The organism is Bacillus cereus group sp. N14 (assembly GCF_016483555.1).
Lineage (GTDB): Bacteria > Bacillota > Bacilli > Bacillales > Bacillaceae_G > Bacillus_A > Bacillus_A wiedmannii.
On sequence record NZ_JAEHBQ010000013.1, the window covers coordinates 79,194 to 97,420 of the forward strand.

Consider the following 18,227-nt stretch of genomic DNA (forward strand, 5'->3'; position numbering starts at 1 on the left):
GATTTTAGGTAATCTAAAATCGTTCACTACCTAAAAATTATGGAGTGATGAAGTGAGTTCATATGATATTAGGAGAAAAGCTTTGACCAAAAACATTTGAACACTCAACTAGCTGTACGATATGGTCATAGTACCGTAATTCACGAACCTATATGGATAGAGACACATTGCTATCAAACTAATATTTTGAAGCATCCCCAAAACAAAAAAATTGTACATTTTCATCTGGAAATGTCAATTTTCTCGTTTTGGGGTATTTGCTTTCCTTAGGTTGATGGGCATGTGGCGAGACCCCAATAAGAAAAATTATCTATGATTATTAAAGTGGCCCACCTTCAAAACCAATCGGCCATCCATTGTCTTTAAATTTTACTTTATACTGAAACTCATAGGTACCTTCATAAATAAATGCTAAACTAAAACCTGGCAATATATAATCGTCAATATTAGCTATCTTTCCAAAAGATATTGTGGATAGGTAATAGTTCTTCATTTCTTGATTAGGGAAGAATTTCTGTAAATATTTTAATGCACAGCTTATATGAAGATAGAGTTCATCGAATATTTTTTCTGCCATATCGATAATCTCAACATTGGGATTTTCATTATTCCCTTGAATGATAATATCTACATCTTCCCACTCTCCGATATTCATACTACAAAACCACCGTGCCTGAATGAGATACTTCTCATTTTCGCATACAGTAGGCTTAACTAGGTTTAATTTTTTTACATCATCTTTAGTTAGCGGTTTATCTAGAATAAGCTTTTTATACAGAATATCTTTGATGTTAGAGACAATATATTTAGATTTGTTTAATTCTAAAGAGTCCATTTCCCACCTCATAAATTATAAAATAAAGTAAATTCCCACTTAATTATATCATCATCCTCATTGAACTATCCTGCACTGTTAATTCAAAAAGAATTAAATAAATTAATTACCCCATAACATAATAAACAATTATTTATGACGCCTTCTCTTTGCTTTTTTTCGCCGATTTGTTTGACTATATTTTTTTATAGGAGTGCTTTTATTCTTCTTATAATCGGGTGACTTTAGTATAAGAACAGAAATTGTAGAAAAAATACAAAATATAAGGATTGCTATTATCCACAGCTTAATGTCATATTCATATAGTTTACTAAAATACTTTTTGTCATGAGTAATATAGCTTACATTACTGTCAATTGCTTCGAGGGTGTAGGGAATAACCCAAAAGGAACCAATTATCATAACAAATGTTCCAAGTATGAAACTGAGTATATGTTTTATCATGTTTTGTTCTTCTTTAAGTATGTTTACTATATAGGCTCTTATAGTATATTTGATTTTTCTGCAAAGATTGTCTTAATTTAAATTGATAAACATTCCTATTAAGTTGATAGTGCATATGGTGGTTTCATGGAAATGAGTATTTAAATTGAATACTTTAAAAAGCGTAGAAAGATTCAATTCCTACGCTTTTTCTCCTTAATAAATATTTATCGTTGTTCTAAATCGCTTATATAAGATTTTACAGCTTGCAATAAGAATTCTTCCTGTCCCATACCAGCATCCACTGCCATTTGCATTATTTTTTGCTTGAATTCATGATCTGCATGAAAAGTTAATGACTCTACATTACTTTTAAAGTAAATACCTTCTACATGTGGAAGGATCGTGCCGGATTTCATATGAGAATGTAAGTATTTAATCTCCTCTTGAAACTGCAATGGATCAACTTGTAATACGAAAGGTTTAATTTCTAATTTGATAGTATCAGATGAAATACTCAATCGCATATTTGTGACACCTAGTTCTTTATAAAATAAATTTATTAGATTATAGGTGATGGAATGAAATAGCTGAGGTTTTTTAAATGAAAAAGATAAATACCCTCGTTTCGTAATTACCGCTTGTTTATGGAAAGAATCAAATGAGTAATCATGTTTTTTATAAGTGGATAGAGGGAATATTTCTTCGTCTTCTGTAAGAATCTTGCCGTCTGCTCCATTTATCTCTATTACCCTAGCTGTTTTTCCGGTATGTTGATGTGTTAATAATTGATATAAATAAATCTCTTCTTCTTGAATCTTAGTAATAAATGTTTTTCTCTCTTTTGATGTAGTTTTTTCATAAGTAAGTTGAAAAGTTTCAAGATGATCTTTATCAATGATATATACTTCTTTTCCACGTTTTTTAATCTTTGAAGCAGGTAATTTACCAGATTTGATATAGGTAAAAACTGTAGATGGTGCTACATTGAGAATTTCAGCTGCTTCTTTTGTGCTATAGCCTTCAACCTCTTCAGTATTTTTTAAACGTTCAATATCCTCTAAATAGAAAATCTTACTACCGAATTGCTTCCAGTTATCTTTATATACACATTCTATTAATCCATCTTTTTCTTTTTGTAAAATTGTTTGTACCGTTACGCCTAATAAACCGGCTGCCTCTTTTGTCGTTACAGTAGGTTTTGTAATGAACAATAAATCTTGTGTCATGTAAGGACACCTCCATAACTATTGTTTGCTAGTATTTTAGATATGTATATATCATATCAGAATATGATTTATATTTAAAATAAGAAATAGAATTTATTAAAGTTCTTGTACATTATTATAATTTAAAAATATCTGTATTTTGTTATATGTTTTAAAAGGTTTTTATATTTGGTTTTATTATAAATTCAATTTCAATGTTAAATAGTAAATGATTAAACGATATATATTTACTAATAAATTATAAAAAAATATAAGTATAAGTAAATAGAGAAGAATGTAGGATTCTTACAGAAAGAAAATGAATTATCATTTGTATAATTGATAGAAGTAAAATAAAATATTAAGTATAAGTAATGAAGAGAACTATATTCATAATCTTCAATAGGAGAGGTGAATTCGAAATATGGATAATAACAATACAAAAGATAATTTATCTATTATAAACAATCGAAGCGAGTATATAGATACATATGTAGAGAATATAAATGATATCGTTCCATTTCTGCATAACAATGGTTATGTAGATAAGGTGGAAGAGAAGATGGAGGTTGCAGAGAAAGAGGGGAAGAGTAAATATACGTATTTAAGTGACCTAGAAGTCATTTATCATTTCGTAGATTTACAAAAAGATATGGATGAGAAGAAAAATAGAAAAGAAGATACGAAAAAGAGTTATGTTTCTGAAATCTTATCATTTTGTCAGTGCATGGTGCAGCATGCAGAAGAATTTGAATTAGATGGGGAAGAGGTACAGAAAAAGGATTCTTTATTAAAAACATTACAACCTTGGCATATTCGCAAATATAATGCTTGGTTGAAGCAGGTAGAGAACGGTAGGAATGGGGATACGTACGCGGTCGCAACACTTGCAAAAAAATCTGTATTGATTCGTTCTTTTTTTAAACACCTTCATGTATTTGCTTATATTGAAAGACCTCTTCATGAAGAACTGCAGCGTGCAAATGTAAATGAACAGGATCGGCCGAATCGGGACCTATCCTATGAGGAAGTTATGAAAATTTTAGGGTTTTATAAAGAAAAAGGCCATTTAGTAAACTATACAATTTTACTAGCTCTGGCAAGTACCGGTGCAAGAATTCAAGAATTATGTACAACAAGGGTTAAAGACTTACATTATGACGGAAAGCACTGGTTAAAAGTTATAGGTAAAGGAAGTAAAGTACGTGAACTTTTCATTTCTGAACATTTATATGAGTGTATTTGTGAAATGAGAAGAAGAAGAGGGTTCCAAACTGTATTGGACCGAGGAGATGAAAGTCCTTTATTTGTAAATCAAAGAGGGAACTTTTATAATTCAAAAACGTTATCGAACCAGGTAACAGATATGATAAAAAAGACCAATTTAGAGTTTCTGCAGTATCGTGAAAATCCTGTAACGGCGCATACATTCCGTCATGCTTTTGCAATCATGGCAGTTGAACAAGGAAATGCGGATTTATATCATTTAATGCAAACGCTTGGGCATGAAAATATTCAAACAACAAAAATCTATTTAGAGAAGCATATGAAGCGAAAGAATAATGTAGGTACTTCCTTTGCGGATATGTTGCAATAAAAATTAGTATTCTATTACTGGCCGAAGAAGAAACTGTTAAGTAGACATCATACTTATTGGGGAAATTTACCTTGGTATTTGATATACTTACCCCAAGGAATGGTAGTTATGAAAACCGCGAAACGAGTTATCCACGGAAGGGGTAAGAAATTAACACTTGTTATATTATTAATCATAAAGTAGGTGATTTCCGATAATGGTTTTTGGAAATGTTAGTACGATAGGGGCACTTGCTTTTCTATTTCTAATGATTTATCTTGCAACAGATCCTAAAGACGTAAGCTTGTTAACAATCCCAGTTTATTTTGGTGGAATGTGGATCACTAACTGGATTACTGAAAATGGATTTCAGGGTACATATATTTATACGAGTTGGTTAGTAGTCTACGTCATTATAATGATTTACCTTATCTTCGCGTCAATTCGTCTCGGCATACGTAACATAAAATATATTAAATAAAAAAGCGTAGAGCCATAAAAAAATAACGAAAAGAGAAACCGTTCTTACAGGCGGTTTTATTTTTATACTGAAATGCAATGTACATTATTTAACTTTTGAGGAGGATTAATTATAGAGTACTCAAATATCTACACATTAAGGAATAGTCAGGAAAAATCAAGAAAAGTAGAGTCCTGGCGTTCATTTATAGAAGAAACGAATGTTTTAGGAATTAAGGATTCAGATGTGTTTCAAATTCAATTAGTGGAATATGGGAAAGAGAGAAAGAAAAAGGGTTCCCCTAAAAATACTAGAAGAAACTAGGTTACTCATGCATAAATATCATAATTAGGCACAAGTTATATACAAATATAATGGAGGTGCAATTATGAATATTCAAAGACACGAAAGTAATACAAATGAAATTCTTGTTTCTGCTGCTGCAAGTGCTATCGAGCAAATGAAGTATGAAATTGCTCGTGAATTAGGAGTCACATTAGGACCTGATACATCATCACGTGCAAATGGATCTGTCGGTGGAGAAATTACAAAACGTTTAGTTCGAATGGCTGAAGAACAATTAACAGGTCAATACAGATTACACTAAGTTAAAGCAGTAAATAAGAAGAATTCATGTGCAAATGGATTCTTCTCCCTTTTATTTACAAAAACTTCAAAAAATAAATTTTGAAGTTGAAAAACAGACCCTCAGATTCCTTTGTAACAATCTTTTGTGGATTAGTTAATGTTATATGTATCAGTATAAAATAAATTCGATACGATTATTGTAAGGTTGTTTAAAACCGTTTTGTTATTATTCGTAATTTTAATTCCATAATATTTAAGCCAATATAATACAATTTTATTCATAAATAATTTGATTCTTAATTAAAAATAAAGTGAGAAATTAAGAGGGGTATATATATCAATTTATAAAAAGTAGTGTACAAAGTATACTTAATATTTAAATGGATTTAAAGATATGTCACTTAAGAATTTTTTTGAGGTCAATTTACTGTGCACCTTAATTATGGATGTTGTTTTTGTTAATTAACATCTATTGTATTTGAAAATTTAATAATAAGTATATGTGATGTAATAATAAAACTAGGTAATATAAAGACTAATAATACAAAGATGAACAACCAATAAATAGGTTATTCATCTGTTCTATCCCGGCTGCTATTCCTAGTATTTTTAAAATCTATATATATCTTCCTTTTTGGTGGGAAGTAAAACTAATGTTGCGACTAGTAATATAGTACCAATTAGATAAAAATAATTGTCCCTATATCACCAGTATTTTAAATATTCCATTCTGTTTTTGTGTTTTCTATTTTTATTTTTGTACTGATGAAAAGACCGTTCTCTCAATTAAATCTTTAAGTAACATGTATCTGTTTGATACTTGAATTTCCTCTAGCTTGTACTTTCAAAGCATAGTGGTTCATAAATATCCTTATCATTTTCCCCTGTTGTTAATTTCCCGACTTTTTGTTATTTTTGTCTAAAATCTGAAACACAGTAATTTTTCAGTTTTACATTTAATTTAGCATTATCCATTTTTTGAATTCAATTTGTACATGTAATTGAATTCAAATTTTGACTGTTGTTTCTTGCGATGGTACAGTATCTCATGTTACTTTAGCCATATTTTGAATCTTTTTTCCAGCTTGGTCCTCGCATAGACTACCACTGTATTTTGTAAGTTTTTCACTGTTTTTTCAAGTTCAATGATTAAATTTTGTAGAATTAAGAAAAGATCCTCGCTTATTTCATTTACTTATCTTATCTACGCTACTCTGATATTTAAATGCTAATTACAATTAAATAATATATGATTTTTATAAAAAAAATATAGTAATATTTTGTCGTGAATTGTACTATTTTGATATTTTATAGTAATATTTTGTCGAGAGTTATACCTGACGGAAAATAATTTATGAATTTATACCGTAAAGATGTAAAAATTTATTAGTTAATCTAATTAAAAGGAGAAGGTAATGAATAATTCTATCGATATACAACACTTGTGTGATCTCGCACATAAAGCATTTAATGTACCCGTTCACATTTTATCCACAGACAAAAAAATCTTATATCAGTCTACTTCTGATGATATTTGTAGTCCTTTTTATTCTTCTAAAGAAGAACATCTTAGTGACATTTATCAAGAAAATGATCCCGATAATTTGCCCCTTTTCAGATGTAACAGTTATCTTGAAAATTTTATCCTAATTCATATAGCAAATCATGATTATATAAAAGGGACTATAATAATTGGCCCAACTATACATCCAAAGGGATCAGATGATGTGACATTTAAACTTCGAAAAGAATTTAACTCAAATATTAATATTCAAGAAAGACTAACTTATTATCAATCCCTACCTGAGGCAAAAAAAAATGCTTTAATTGATATGGGGATTTTATTGCATTACATGATTTTCAATGAAAAGTTAGATGTTAATATTGTTTTAGAAAAAAATAAAGTGTTAGAGGAAGTTCCCTATAAAATTGTGGAACCCGATCTATATATTTTAAAACGTCAACAAAATAAACCAAAAACTCACAACATGGCATTAGTACATAATTATTTTTCAGCAATCAAAGAGGGAAATAAAAAGAAGTTGTTGCAATATATGTATGCAGTTTCGCAGGAAGATACTGAATTAATTTTAACAGCGGATCCACTTAGAAACCAAAAAAACCATGGGATTATTGCGATTACTTTAGCTACTCGATATGCGATAGAAGGTAATCTCCCACCAGACATTGCTTTTGCACTTAGTATTTTGTATATCCAAACCATGGAACAACTAGATAACGTGGACTCTGTAAGGCGATTGTCAGGAGATGCTTTACGTACTTTTGCAGATCGAGTGAAAGAATTCAATGCGCAAAAATTTTCAAATGCGGTTACTACATGTATGAACCATATTAGTAAAAATGTATACGATGGAATATCACTCAATGAACTCGCTAATCATTTGGATATTACGCCTACTTATTTATCTAAATTATTTAAAAAAGAAGTAGGAATTCCTTTAAGTGAATTTATTCAAAGGGAACGAGTTGAAGAAGCAAAAAAATTATTAACACTTACTACATATCCATTATCAGATATTTGTGCTTGGCTTAATTTTAACGACCAAAGCTATTTTACAAGGGTTTTCAAAAAATCAACTAACATGACACCTAGACAGTATCGTGAAAAATATACAGTAATATGAGCTTAGTATCAGTTTCTTGTGAAAAAACTTTAATATACGCTCAAGTAACTCAAAAAATTGAGCATACTGTTTATTTTACTCTAGAAAGGGTATGTGATTGATCTAGAAAAGGAATATGTATTCAAATAGATCTTGAAGAATCTATGAAACATTTAGTGAAGCTAAAAGACATGGGTAAGATTTATAACATGTTGTTAATTTATGAGTACACTATCCATTATTTTTCTCAGGAGACAAAAAATCAGAAGGCTGCAAAGGTTCTTTTCGAGAAAGCTTTGCGGCTTTTTTATATTTTAAAAACTATAGTTATAACAAGGGATAAGTTTATAGATTGATATCTTCATGTTAAGTATTAAAGTGGTTGGCATGTTGAGTATTTAATAATGGTGATATTAGGGACTATTACATAAAGTTTAACAATATAACATATATCACTTGATATATCTATATTATATGCAATTATACATAACTAAATAAAGGTAAAAAAGTATAAAAAAACCTATTAAATTATTCTATAAGTATTTTTTAAAAATAAAATTGCTCCGTTGAGCTAAAATGGTTATTTATTAACCGTATACACTTTAATTTGTAATCATTACAATTACAGAGATGCAATTTCCAATTAATTATATCGATATAATTTTTTTAGCGCATATTTTTACTTAACAGTTAAACTATCGAGCTCAATCGACAAAATTTCGCTATTTACGCATCAGAAATTTAATGTTTTAATGAACATCATAACTGGTATGACCACACAGAAAGGAGAAGAGCGAACTAATAGAGGTTAATAAATTTGCAAGTAAAGTATGTTGCAATTAATTTTCTTAATAATCAGTTTATTTTTGACGGATGTAGAATCTCAAAAGTATTATTTTTAAAAAATAGGGTTTTAAGTTTCTACATAGCAAAAGTGAATTAATTCCGCAATATAAGTATAAGCAATGTACAGTATAAGTTCATCTTTTGTAGTCTTGTAAGGCTCTTGCTGAAAAAACTAAAAACCCTATTATGAAATTGATATTAAAAAAAGTCATGACAGGATTAACCCTAGATTCAATGGTTTATCTATCTTCATGGTTCTGTAAGTTAAACAGCAGCTCTAGGGGTGGGAATATTTTACTATTCATTGGGCAGCTAATTCAAATATAGCTGATGAATTTTTATCGTTTATTATTTGAAAAATAGAGCTAAATGAGAGGGAAGTAAAATCCTTAGATTCTATTAGAAGTAAATAATAACGATAACATCCTATATGAAAGACCTCTTCTTCCTCAGGCGTGTGTAAGCAGAGAGCCTAGAGCTAGGTTGTACAGTTATATGAATCAAGTTATAAAAAAAATGGTAAAGGAGTGTACGGAATGAAAAATAAAATAATGACAGGATTTTTAATAACATCCATTGTAACTGGAGCAACTATTCCTATCAATACTCTGGCAACACCAATCGTTCAAGCAGAAACTCAACAGGAAAACATGGATATTTCTTCATCATTACGAAAATTAGGTGCGCAATCTAAATTAATCCAAACGTATATTGATCAATCTTTAATGAGTCCTAATGTACAGCTAGAGGAAGTCCCAGCTTTAAATACAAATCAATTTCTAATCAAACAAGATATGAAAGAATGGTCATCGGAACTCTATCCACAGTTAATTCTATTAAATTCAAAAAGCAAAGGATTTGTAACGAAATTTAATAGCTATTATCCGACATTAAAATCGTATGTAGACAATAATGAAGATAGAGAAGGTTTTTTGGATAGACTTGAAGTACTTCAAGAAATGGCTATGACGAATCAAGAAAGTGCGCAACGACAAATTAATGAGTTAACTGATCTTAAATTACAGCTTGATAAAAAATTAAAAGATTTCGATACTGATGTGGCAACTGCGCAAGGCATATTAGGTACAGATGGAACAGGAAAAATAGATCAGTTAAAAAATGAAATATTAAATACCAAAAAAGCAATTCAAAATGATTTACAACAAATTGCATTAATACCAGGAGCTTTAAATGAACAGGGATTTGCTATATTCAAAGAAGTTTATAGTCTTTCAAAAGAAATTATTGAACCGGCTGCTCAAGCAGGGATGGCAGCGTATAACAAAGGAAAAGAAATAAACAACTCTATTCTAGAAGCTGAGAAAAAAGCAGCGCAAGAAGCGACAGAACAAGGTAAAACTGCTCTAGAAATTGAATCGGCCAAAAAAGCAGCTCGTGAAGCAATTGAGAAAAGCAAACAAGGTGAAATAGCTGCAGCTGCAGCCGCAAAAACGCAAGAATATGACCTGATGAAAGCCATTGATACTGAAAAAATTAAGAAAACATTTGGTGTCTTCGCAGAAGTAAATAAACTAACAGCAGAGCAGCGAGCATATTTAGATGACTTAGAGAAACAAAACCAAAAAATATATGATTTAACAACGAAACTATCAATAGCAGATTTACAAAAATCAATGCTTCTTCTTTCACAAAATGATTTGCATACGTTTGCAAACCAAGTAGATGTAGAACTTGACCTACTAAAGCGCTATAAAGCAGATTTGGATCTAATAAAAAATAACATTACAAAATTATCTATTAATGTTGATGCAACTAACGAGCAGTCTCAAAAAGATACATTAAGACAATTAAAAAATGTAATAAGTTACCTTGAAGAACAGGTATATAAATTTTAATATTACGTTTTTTGAAAAAAATATAAAGATTCTAAGAATCTAGCGAAAGAAGGAGAATAGTTATGAAAAAATTCCCATTCAAAGTGCTAACTTTAGCCACTTTGGCAACGGTTATAACTGCTACTACTGGTAACACTATTCATGCGTTTGCACAAGAAACGACCGCTCAAGAACAAAAAGTAGGCAATTATGCTTTAGGTCCTGAAGGACTGAAGAAAGCATTGGCTGAAACAGGGTCTCATATTCTTGTAATGGATTTGTACGCAAAAACAATGATTAAGCAACCGAATGTAAATTTATCTAATATCGATTTAGGTTCAGAAGGAGGAGAGTTGCTCAAAAATATTCATCTTAATCAAGAACTGTCACGAATCAATGCGAATTATTGGTTAGATACAGCGAAGCCACAGATTCAAAAAACAGCTCGTAATATTGTAAATTACGATGAACAATTTCAAAATTATTACGACACATTAGTAGATACTGTACAAAAGAAAGATAAGGCAGGTCTAAAAGAGGGCATAAATGATTTAATTACAACAATTAATACAAATTCAAAAGAGGTTACAGATGTAATTAAGATGCTACAAGACTTCAAAGGGAAACTATATCAAAATTCTACAGATTTTAAAAATAATGTTGGTGGTCCAGATGGGAAAGGTGGATTAACTGCAATATTAGCAGGTCAACAGGCAACGATTCCACAACTTCAAGCTGAAATTGAGCAACTTCGTTCTACTCAGAAAAAACATTTTGATGATGTATTAGCATGGTCAATTGGTGGTGGATTGGGAGCAGCTATTTTAGTTATTGCAGCTATTGGAGGAGCAGTTGTAATTGTTGTAACTGGTGGTACAGCAACACCGGCTGTTGTTGGTGGACTTTCAGCTCTTGGAGCAGCTGGTATCGGTCTAGGAACTGCAGCTGGTGTCACGGCATCTAAGCATATGGACTCCTATAACGAAATTTCTAACAAAATCGGAGAATTAAGTATGAAAGCAGATCGTGCTAATCAAGCAGTTCTTTCGCTTACTAACGCGAAAGAAACATTGGCATATCTATACCAGACTGTAGATCAAGCGATATTGTCTCTAACAAATATTCAAAAGCAATGGAATACAATGGGCGCAAATTATACAGATTTACTGGATAATATCGATTCTATGCAAGACCACAAATTCTCTTTAATACCGGATGATTTAAAAGCTGCTAAAGAAAGTTGGAATGATATTCATAAAGATGCAGAATTCATTTCAAAAGACATCGCTTTTAAACACGAATAGAACTGAAAATGAAAAATTATATTGGAGGAATATAAAATGATGAAAAATATCCCGTACAAACTGATCGTTGCATCTGCTCTATTAACTATGACAGCAACTTCTGTAGTCTCACCAGTAGCAACTTTTGCAAGTGAAATTGAACAAACGAACAATGGAGATACGGCTCTTTCTGCAAATGAAGCGAGAATGAAAGAGACCTTGCAAAAGGCTGGATTATTTGCAAAATCTATGAATGCCTATTCTTATATGCTAATTAAGAATCCTGATGTAAATTTTGAAGGAATTACTATTAATGGATATGTAGATTTACCTGGTAGAATCGTACAAGATCAAAAGAATGCAAGAGCACATGCTGTTACTTGGGACACGAAAGTAAAAAAACAGCTTTTAGATACATTGACTGGTATTGTTGAATATGATACAACGTTCGACAATTATTATGAAACATTGGTTGAGGCGATTAATACAGGGGATGGAGAAACTTTAAAAGAAGGAATTACAGATTTACGAGGTGAAATTCAACAAAACCAAAAGTACGCACAACAATTAATAGAAGAATTAACTAAATTAAGAGACTCTATTGGACAAGATGTTAGAGCATTTGGAGGCAATAAAGATCTTTTGCAGTCGATTCTAAAAAACCAAGGTGCAGATGTTGATGCAGATCAAAAGCGTCTAGAAGAAGTATTAGGATCAGTAAACTATTATAAACAACTAGAATCTGATGGGTTTAATGTAATGAAGGGTGCTATTTTGGGTCTACCAATAATTGGCGGTATTATAGTGGGAGTAGCAAGAGACAACTTAGGTAAGTTAGAGCCTTTATTAGCAGAATTACGTCAGACCGTGGATTATAAAGTAACATTAAATCGTGTAGTTGGAGTTGCTTATAGTAATATTAATGAAATGCATAAGGCGCTTGATGATGCTATTAACGCTCTTACTTATATGTCAACGCAGTGGCATGATTTAGATTCTCAATATTCGGGCGTTCTAGGGCATATTGAGAATGCAGCTCAAAAAGCGGATCAAAATAAATTTAAATTCTTAAAACCTAATTTAAATGCAGCGAAAGACAGTTGGAAAACATTAAGAACAGATGCGGTTACATTAAAAGAGGGGATAAAGGAATTAAAAGTGGAAACTGTTACTCCACAAAAATAGGGAAATATTTATTCTGTTGCAAAGTGACCCGTAACATAGAGAGTCTATGATTACACTGTTAAACAGTAAAGCAATAATTAACAAATCCTTATATATTAAAAAGGCGGAGTCTCATTAAAGACTTCGCCTTTCACTTATATATGAGTTTTATCCAAATAAAAAGTTAGTCATGTAGTTTACTTGTTTTTAAAAATTTGTAACAGAATTAATCAATAGGGGACAGGTTATATAGATTTGCTTAATAATATCGAATCTATGCAACAACATCGTCTTTTAATAAGAATAGGACTTGAAATCATACTCTATACAGGAGGAATAAGAAAAGATGAAAAAAAAACCTTATAAAATACTGGCTGTATCAGCATTTTTAATTATGACAACTACCTATGCAGTCGCACCAGTAGCAACCTTTGCAATTGAAACTGAACAAACAAACACTGGAGATATGTCTCTTTCAGCAAATGAAGAAAAGATGAAAAAAACTGTGCAAGATGCTGGGTTATTTGCAAAGGCTATGAATGAATATTCTTATTTGCTAATTAATAATCCGGATGTGAGTTTTGAAGGAATTTCTATTAATGGGTATGCAGATTTACCTAGTAAAATTGTACAGGATCAAAAGAATGCAAGAGCACATGCTGTTACATGGAATACAAAAGTAAAAAAACAGCTTTTAGATACATTGACCGGCATTATTGAATACGATACAAAGTTTGAAAATTATTATGAAACATTAGTAGAGGCGATCAATAATGGAAATGGGGATACTTTAAAAAAGGGGATTACAGATTTAAGGGTGGGGATTCAACGAAACCAAAAGTCTGCAAAAGCACTAATAGAAGAATTAACTAAATTTAAAAACGCTATTGGAGAAGATGTTAGAGTATTTGGAAGCCATAAAGAGACCTTGCAATCGATTTTAAAAAACCAAGGAGCTGATGTAGAGACTGATCAAAAGCGTTTAGATGAAGTTTTAGGACAAGTAAACTATTATAAGAAATTAGAATCTGATGGGTTAATAATGGTGAAAGTCCCTTTTATCCCCACGCTTATTTCTGGTGGCATAATGATAGGTACTGCTAGAGATAATTTAGGTCGATTAGGGCCTGCTTTAGCAGAATTACGTAAAACTGTAGATTATAAAATTACATTAAATCGTGTAGTCGGAGTTGCATTTCATAATATTAGTGATATGCATAGTACGATTGATAGTGCTATTACTGCTCTTACTTATATGTCCACACAATGGGATGATTTAGACTCTCAATATTCGGGCGTACTGGGGCATATTGATAAAGCTGATGAAAAAGCTGATCAAAATAGATATAAATTTTTAAAGCCTAACTTGAATTCAGCTAAAGACAGTTGGAAAACATTAAGAACAGATGTTGTCACATTACTAGAAGGCATAAAAATTGCAGAGAAGAAAGAACAAGATTTTATGAATCTACTTCGTCCATCAAACGTTTTTTACTTTTATAAAAAAATCCATAACGCATACACTTTTGAAATAAAGACTGGAACAAATGCACCAAATGCGTCTTATAAAGTTATGAATTTAACTAAAAACACTGTTCATCATATGTGGAGTGGAGGGGCTAATACAAGCATGTGGGCTGACTGGCTTTCATTCAATCCAAATGATGAATTTGCGGTGGTAGCAGTAGTGGATGGAAAAGAATATGTTGTGTATAAAGACAAAGTAGAAAATATAATGAACTGAACCCCAAAAAACGCATTAATTGGAGATGGTACACTAAACTAGACACCAAGTTAATTGAAAAATTGACCAGCATATGGCTCCTTATTTCCTAGAACACCTAGCTAAAGCAAAGGAATTCGTACATAGATTAGTTGACATTTATGTAGGTTTCATCCATTTTCAAAGATAGTTTTTCTTTTTTGTTTTATTTTTCAAAAATCACGAATGAAATTTCCGTATTCACGAACTCAGCACATAATGGTTGTTAGATGAATTGACATACCACGTCCCTTTAGAATTTCAGGCATATTACGATAACTTAAAGAAAAAAATAATAGTAGCAAATGGCTACTATTATTTTTCTTTAAAATATCACATCTGTCATGTTCCTTATTTGCTTTCCCAGAATTTATTCTAGTTAAAAAAACCTTGCACCAGAACACATATTGTTCTGATGCAAGGTTCGCTGCAATATAAAATACACGACAGTAAGGGCAAGATATAAAATGTGATTTCAAAAGAAACATATGTATATGTGAAGTAAGGTAAAAGAGGGGCTGCTCATAACCAGTAGCCCTTCTTTATAACGTTATTTTGCAGGGAAATGTTCAAATATACGTTATAAATCATATTCCTCTTTTTCGGAAGAGCAACAAGAACATCTAGCTTAAAAATTTTCACAACAGAGCCAGATAACGTGTTAAAGTATTAATTACTGTGCATGTAAAGATAAAAAAAGAGCCTTACAAAAAGATGTTTGTAATAGTTTAGCTTATACGATTTTAGGGGATTAATAGCATTTTATGCCGTTATTATTAACCTAATTTCCAAGAAATAGAGGTGAATGTAGGATGACTAAACCTTTTAAAAAAAATAGTCGTTATATGGTTGGGTTGGACAGTCTAAGGGGTCTAGCTATACTAGGTGTTATTTTGTATCATATTAATTTTAATTGGATGCCTGGAGGGTTTTTGGGAGTTACTGTATTTTTTGTACTTTCAGGTTATTTAATTACAGATATTCTAGCGATAGAGTGGAAGAGAAATAAGAGAATTGATTTAAAAAAATTCTGGCTTAGTAGGGCAAGAAGATTGCTTCCGGGAATGCTTGTTATGCTCGTTATAACGTTGGCATGGATTACGATGTTTCATAGCTCTTTACTTGAAAAAATGCGCGGAGATTCATTAGCGGCATTATTTTATGTTAGTAACTGGTGGTATATTTATCATAAATTATCGTACTTTGATAATTTTAACCAGCTTTCTCCATTGAATCATTTTTGGTCGTTAGCAGTTGAGGAACAATTCTATGTTGTTTGGCCGTTTATCATTAGTTTAGGGCTTTACTACATAAAAAAACAATCCCGTATGATTTTATTAATTTGTCTGGGAGCCGTTGCTTCAGCTTTAGCGATGGCAATTTTGTATGAACCTGGAGCTGACCCAAGCAGAATATATTATGGTACAGATACGAGGGCCTTTTCCTTACTTATCGGAGCGGTACTTGCCTTAGTTTGGCCAAGCAATAGGCTTGCAAATAAAATTATCCCAAAGGCGCGTTTCATTCTTGATGTAGTGGGGGGCATTGCCCTTATTATTATTTTGGTTATGTTTTGGAAGACCAATCAATATGATCCATTTCTATACAAGGGAGGAATGGTTCTCTTATCAATTGCAACAGCATTGTTAGTGGCAAATCTAGCTCATCCAGCTAGTCGTATTGCTCAATTTTTACGATTTAGACCTTTACGTTGGATAGGGATAAGATCGTATGGTATATACCTCTGGCATTATCCAATTCTTACATTGACGACTTCAAAGGTAAATGCTGGGGATTTTTCACTAATAAGAGCAATCCTTCAATTTCTTTTGATTATATTGATTGCGCAAATTTCATGGAAGTTTATTGAAAAACCAATCCGAGAAGGAGCGCTCCGGAACATTCAGTTTAATAATTTAAGAATTCAAAATGTCACTTTAGGTGTTAAGTTAGCTTTAATTTGTACATTATTCGTTTCGTCGATAGCAGTCGTAGGGTTATCAAAAGCTAGTAAGGCTAAGGAGAATTCTCAACAAGATAAGGTGGAAGTAGCACAAACACAACCAGCGCCACATCCAGTTGCAGTTTGGGAAAATCCAAATCAAGAGACGCCTCAAAAACAAGGGGAATCAAGAGAAGTAAATTCTGCGCAATCTAAAAATTCACTCACGGTTACTGCGATAGGTGATTCCGTTATGATTGATATTACTCCGTATTTAAAAAATACTTTTCCTGATATTAGGATTGATGCGCAAATTGGTCGCCAGCTGTCAAAAGCGATTCCGGTAGTTGAACAGTTAAAATATGAAGGGAATTTAGGAAACTATGTCATTATTGGATTAGGTACAAATGGAGCCTTTACTACTGAGCAACTTGTTTCATTAATAAAAGTAATTGGAAACGAACGTAAAATCATATTTATTAATACGAGAGTACCACGTCCGTGGGAATCAATCGTGAATGAGAGACTGAAAGTAACGGCATCTGAATATCCGAATGTAACTCTAGTTGATTGGTATGCAGCAAGTGCTGGAAAGAAAGACTACTTTGCACCTGACGGTGTGCATTTAACCAAAGTAGGTGCAGAAGCATACGCAGCACTTGTAGCCAAAGCGGTGAAGCAATAACCATGTTTTATTAACTTCTGTTGGGTAAGGAAATGATTCTGGGTATGGGGTGCCACTCTGAGGTTTAATTACAATTCAAAAAAGAATATTATTCATGTTCTTCTAATCTACGATTTAGAGTGACCTGACTCACTTCTGTAATTTGACATGAAATATACGCAAACCTGAAAAGAAAAGGAACTAGAAGAGGCTATAAAAAATAAAAAATATGAAGTTGAAATATTAGGAAGAGGCTCCGCAGGTAGAAGCACTGCAAATACATTAAAAGAACGACTTGCAATGAAAAAAATTAATTCAAATCCACAAAGAATAGTTCTAACGAGAATACCAATGACAGATTCTTGTTGACCCAAAGAAGGTGGCTAGGCGCAAATAGCGCATAATGTAACTCTTGTAGCAATTCATTATTTTAAAAATAATAGAACAGGCGAATTTAATGATTTTAAATTTAAAAATTAATTTTTTGTTGATAGGAGCTTGTATGTGAAGGTACTATGTATAAAAAATTCAGGAGATACATTTTCAGAGGTTTTATTAGATCAAGGATATAATCGAGACTCTATTATAAATTTAGAAACCGATAAGGAATATGTGGTTTATGGTATTAGTTCATTGAATGGAGCATTAGACTATCTAATCTTGGGTGAAAATGAAAACTTGCCTTCATGGTACCCAGCGGAATTGTTTGAAGTATCGAACCCTTTACAACCTTTAGAATGGTATTTTGCGGATCATAAACATAGTAAAGCGACAACAATAGAATATATATGGGGTTATAAAGAATTAGCTTTAAATGATAGACATGCTCTTGGTTTAATAGAAAGGGAGAATAAAGATATTGCAATATTTTTAAAGCGAAAAGCCGAAATTGAGGAATTAGAAGAATTGTAATAGTGAAGGAGTTGATTAATTTATAAAAAACGTAGGAATTAAATATTCCTACGTTTTTTTGTACATAACATTTAAATAAACACCTTATTTTTGGGGGATTTGCAG

14 protein-coding genes and 1 pseudogene are annotated in these 18,227 nt (G+C 31.6%); 11 read left to right on the forward strand and 4 right to left on the reverse strand.

Features of this window, described 5'->3' with window-relative positions; translation table 11 throughout:
• Nucleotides 1–319: 319 nt before the first annotated feature.
• The 3 genes from JDS82_RS18745 to JDS82_RS18750 form a co-directional block, all read right to left on the reverse strand.
• The gene (locus JDS82_RS18745) at nt 320–835 is read right to left on the reverse strand and encodes a hypothetical protein (RefSeq protein ID WP_098140093.1); all 516 of its coding nucleotides are present in this window, start codon (nt 833–835) and stop codon (nt 320–322) included.
• 129 nt (nt 836–964) lie between these two features.
• The gene (locus JDS82_RS29790; protein ID WP_242474913.1) at nt 965–1,279 is read right to left on the reverse strand and encodes a hypothetical protein; all 315 of its coding nucleotides are present in this window, start codon (nt 1,277–1,279) and stop codon (nt 965–967) included.
• A 206-nt stretch (nt 1,280–1,485) separates the two neighbouring features.
• Nucleotides 1,486–2,487 carry a helix-turn-helix domain-containing protein gene (locus tag JDS82_RS18750; RefSeq protein WP_199713725.1) on the reverse strand — a complete coding sequence of 334 codons (1,002 nt, stop codon included), beginning with the start codon at nt 2,485–2,487 and terminating at the stop codon, nt 1,486–1,488.
• 403 nt (nt 2,488–2,890) lie between these two features.
• Here JDS82_RS18750 and JDS82_RS18755 point away from each other — a divergent pair, with 403 nt between their 5' ends.
• From JDS82_RS18755 to hblB, 9 genes are all read left to right on the forward strand, one after another.
• Complete coding sequence (locus JDS82_RS18755) at nt 2,891–4,063, forward strand: tyrosine-type recombinase/integrase (RefSeq protein WP_199713726.1); 1,173 nt, start codon at nt 2,891–2,893, stop codon at nt 4,061–4,063.
• A gap of 196 nt (nt 4,064–4,259) precedes the next feature.
• A complete protein-coding gene (locus JDS82_RS18760; RefSeq protein ID WP_199713727.1) occupies nt 4,260–4,523 on the forward strand; it encodes a hypothetical protein in 264 nt (87 codons plus the stop codon).
• 108 nt (nt 4,524–4,631) lie between these two features.
• Nucleotides 4,632–4,826, forward strand: a complete 195-nt coding sequence (locus tag JDS82_RS29795) for a hypothetical protein (protein ID WP_074651339.1) — start codon at nt 4,632–4,634, stop codon at nt 4,824–4,826.
• A gap of 64 nt (nt 4,827–4,890) precedes the next feature.
• Entirely contained in the window at nt 4,891–5,109 is a 219-nt protein-coding gene (locus tag JDS82_RS18765; protein ID WP_074651217.1) for an alpha/beta-type small acid-soluble spore protein, read from the forward strand.
• 1,396 nt (nt 5,110–6,505) lie between these two features.
• A complete protein-coding gene (locus JDS82_RS18770) occupies nt 6,506–7,735 on the forward strand; it encodes a helix-turn-helix domain-containing protein (RefSeq protein ID WP_016089708.1) in 1,230 nt (409 codons plus the stop codon).
• A gap of 1,361 nt (nt 7,736–9,096) precedes the next feature.
• Nucleotides 9,097–10,416: a hemolytic enterotoxin HBL lytic component L2 gene (hblC, locus tag JDS82_RS18775; protein ID WP_199713728.1), complete on the forward strand. Its 1,320-nt coding sequence runs from the start codon at nt 9,097–9,099 to the stop codon at nt 10,414–10,416.
• 62 nt (nt 10,417–10,478) lie between these two features.
• Complete coding sequence (hblD, locus tag JDS82_RS18780) at nt 10,479–11,699, forward strand: hemolytic enterotoxin HBL lytic component L1 (protein ID WP_064469567.1); 1,221 nt, start codon at nt 10,479–10,481, stop codon at nt 11,697–11,699.
• A 36-nt stretch (nt 11,700–11,735) separates the two neighbouring features.
• Nucleotides 11,736–12,863, forward strand: a complete 1,128-nt coding sequence (gene hblA, locus JDS82_RS18785) for a hemolysin BL binding component B (RefSeq protein WP_000977258.1) — start codon at nt 11,736–11,738, stop codon at nt 12,861–12,863.
• 325 nt (nt 12,864–13,188) lie between these two features.
• Nucleotides 13,189–14,586, forward strand: a complete 1,398-nt coding sequence (hblB, locus tag JDS82_RS18790; RefSeq protein ID WP_064469566.1) for a hemolysin BL regulatory component HblB — start codon at nt 13,189–13,191, stop codon at nt 14,584–14,586.
• Nucleotides 14,587–14,773: 187 nt separating this feature from the next.
• Here hblB and JDS82_RS29800 read toward each other — a convergent pair.
• Nucleotides 14,774–14,923: pseudogene (locus tag JDS82_RS29800) on the reverse strand (IS6 family transposase); the annotation flags it as partial.
• 493 nt (nt 14,924–15,416) lie between these two features.
• Here JDS82_RS29800 and JDS82_RS18795 point away from each other — a divergent pair.
• Together JDS82_RS18795 and JDS82_RS18800 are read left to right on the forward strand one after the other, a co-directional pair.
• Entirely contained in the window at nt 15,417–17,231 is a 1,815-nt protein-coding gene (locus JDS82_RS18795; RefSeq protein WP_199713729.1) for an acyltransferase family protein, read from the forward strand.
• 483 nt (nt 17,232–17,714) lie between these two features.
• Complete coding sequence (locus tag JDS82_RS18800; RefSeq protein ID WP_016135631.1) at nt 17,715–18,122, forward strand: hypothetical protein; 408 nt, start codon at nt 17,715–17,717, stop codon at nt 18,120–18,122.
• Nucleotides 18,123–18,227: the final 105 nt, after the last annotated feature.